Here is a 1,919-nt window from a genome sequence, read left to right on the forward strand (position 1 = left end):
ACGTGCAGGATTGGCAGGGCAGTCTGCGCTTCCTGGACGTCGGCGCGCTCGTCTACTACCTCAAGGCCGTGCCGTGGCTGGTGCCGGGCTTCAGTGTTGCCACGCAGCGTGACACGCTGTTCGCACTGCAAGATCGTCTGGATGCCGACGGGGAACTGCGCTTCACAGCGCGCAAGTATCTGATCGAAGCACGCAAGGAGTGAGCGATGGCGGCCGAGAGCGAGCCCTATCTCCAGCTACAGATGGTGTGGCCCGACCACCTGCTCGACCAGCCGCCGGTGGTGCGCGTGGCGCCGGGCTATCACCTGCGCACCTACCGTCCGGGGGACGAGCCGCGCTTCTACGAGGTGATGGCGCTGGCCGGCTGGCCCGGCTGGGACGACGAACGGTTGCGCCCGTGGATCGCCCGCATCCCGCCGGGGAGCTGGTTCATGGCGGTGCACACGGCCAGCGACACAATCGTCGCCACAGCCATGGGGCTGCACGACCACTCGGACGATCATCCCTTTGGCGGCGAGTTGGGCTGGGTGGCGGCGGACCCCGCGCACACGGGGCAGGGGCTCGGCCTGGCGGTCTCGGCCGCGGTCACGGTAAGGCTGCTGGCCGCCGGCTATCGCAACGTCCACCTCTACACCGAGCACTGGCGGCTGGCGGCGATCAAGAGCTACTTCAAGCTGGGATACGTGCCCTTCCTCTACGCGCCGGAGATGGCGCAGCGCTGGCGTGCGCTCTCTTTGGAACTGGGCTGGCCTTACACCCCGGAAGCTTGGCGTAGCGAGTAAACATGGTACAGCGCTGCCCTTGTCCCATGTGTCATTGAATGTGCAGTGGTGATTCCCTGGGCATGCAAGGCCTGCACGGCTGGCGTCGAGAGGCTCGAATGGATCGTTCCGCACTGGCGACTATTGCCCAAGAGACGATGGAGATACTGCGCGTCGGCGCCTACGATCTGCCGTCCGGTGCGCGAGTTGATCTGACAGCGGCAATCGATCGCTGCAATGCAGGGACGCGTGAGTGGCAGCCCGACGAACTGGCACAGCTTGAGAGCCAGGTTCTTGGCAGGGCGCCGAAGCGGGCAGGGACCACGGTTGAAGTTTTCAACGAAAGCACGCTGGCCGGCGCCGCCGAGCTTGCGCGGGTCCGGCGCTTCCAGCGCGTGGGCGTGCTGAACTTCGCTTCAGCGCGCAGACCCGGCGGCGGTTTCCTAAACGGGGCCGCCGCGCAGGAGGAGAGCCTGGCGCGCAGCTCTGCGCTCTTTGCCTCGCTTTCCCAGGTTTCTGAATTCTATGTCGCGCACCGGCGCCTGCGCGATCCTCGCTATTCCGACCGCATGATTTACTCGCCTGGCTGCCCGGTCTTTCGCGATGATAGCGGCGCGCTGATGAGCGCGCCCTATGCCGTCGACTTCATCACGAGCGCGGCGCCCAATGCCGGCGCGCTCTCCAGGCGCAGCTCCCGCGCCGGCCTACCCGCTATCCTCAAACAGCGCGCCGGCAAACTACTGGCGCTGGCCTGCGATCAGGGGTGTGATGCCCTGCTGCTTGGTGCATGGGGCTGCGGTGTCTTTCGCAATGATCCGGAAGTTGTGTCTGGGGTCTTTGGAGAATTGTTGCTGCCGGGCGGTGCATACTTCGGCAGGTTTGCGCACCTGCGCTTCTCCGTATTGAGCTCCGGCGAAGACCAGACAAACTATCTGGCCTTCGCCGAACGTTTTTCCGAAACCGGACCGGCCACCCGCAGTGACCGATCCTCCTGATTTCGCGCTCGCTTTCCCGCTTCCCTTCGCGCCCCCTTCGCGTCTTCGCGGCTATCTTTCTGCCCCCAAAACTCTGCCCTTCTTCGCGCCCCCTTTGCGCCTTGGCGTCTTCGCGGCTATCTTTCTGCCCCCAAAACTCTGCCCTTCTTCGCGCCCCCTTTGC

At 65.1% G+C, this 1,919-nt stretch carries 3 protein-coding genes; all 3 read left to right on the forward strand.

Features of this window, described 5'->3' with window-relative positions:
• The coding region (locus KDH09_18935; protein ID MCB0221780.1) for an SAM-dependent methyltransferase at positions 1-203 on the forward strand (203 nt) is incomplete at its 5' end.
• A gap of 3 nt (positions 204-206) precedes the next feature.
• The gene (locus KDH09_18940; protein ID MCB0221781.1) at positions 207-782 is read left to right on the forward strand and encodes a GNAT family N-acetyltransferase; all 576 of its coding nucleotides are present in this window, start codon (positions 207-209) and stop codon (positions 780-782) included.
• A 98-nt stretch (positions 783-880) separates the two neighbouring features.
• Positions 881-1,756 (forward strand): TIGR02452 family protein, encoded by an 876-nt coding sequence (locus tag KDH09_18945; GenBank protein MCB0221782.1) that lies wholly within the window; start codon positions 881-883, stop codon positions 1,754-1,756.
• Positions 1,757-1,919 lie beyond the last annotated feature (163 nt).

The sequence above is a fragment of the Chrysiogenia bacterium genome (assembly GCA_020434085.1).
Taxonomy (GTDB): Bacteria; JAGRBM01; JAGRBM01; order JAGRBM01; family JAGRBM01; genus JAGRBM01.

What these genes read in the sequence shown, in the direction of transcription:
- KDH09_18940 (MCB0221781.1), top strand. Translation starts at nt 207, where the DNA reads ATGGCGGCCGAGAGCGAGCCCTATCTCCAGCTACAGATGGTGTGGCCC.
- KDH09_18945 (MCB0221782.1), top strand. Translation starts at nt 881, where the DNA reads ATGGATCGTTCCGCACTGGCGACTATTGCCCAAGAGACGATGGAGATA.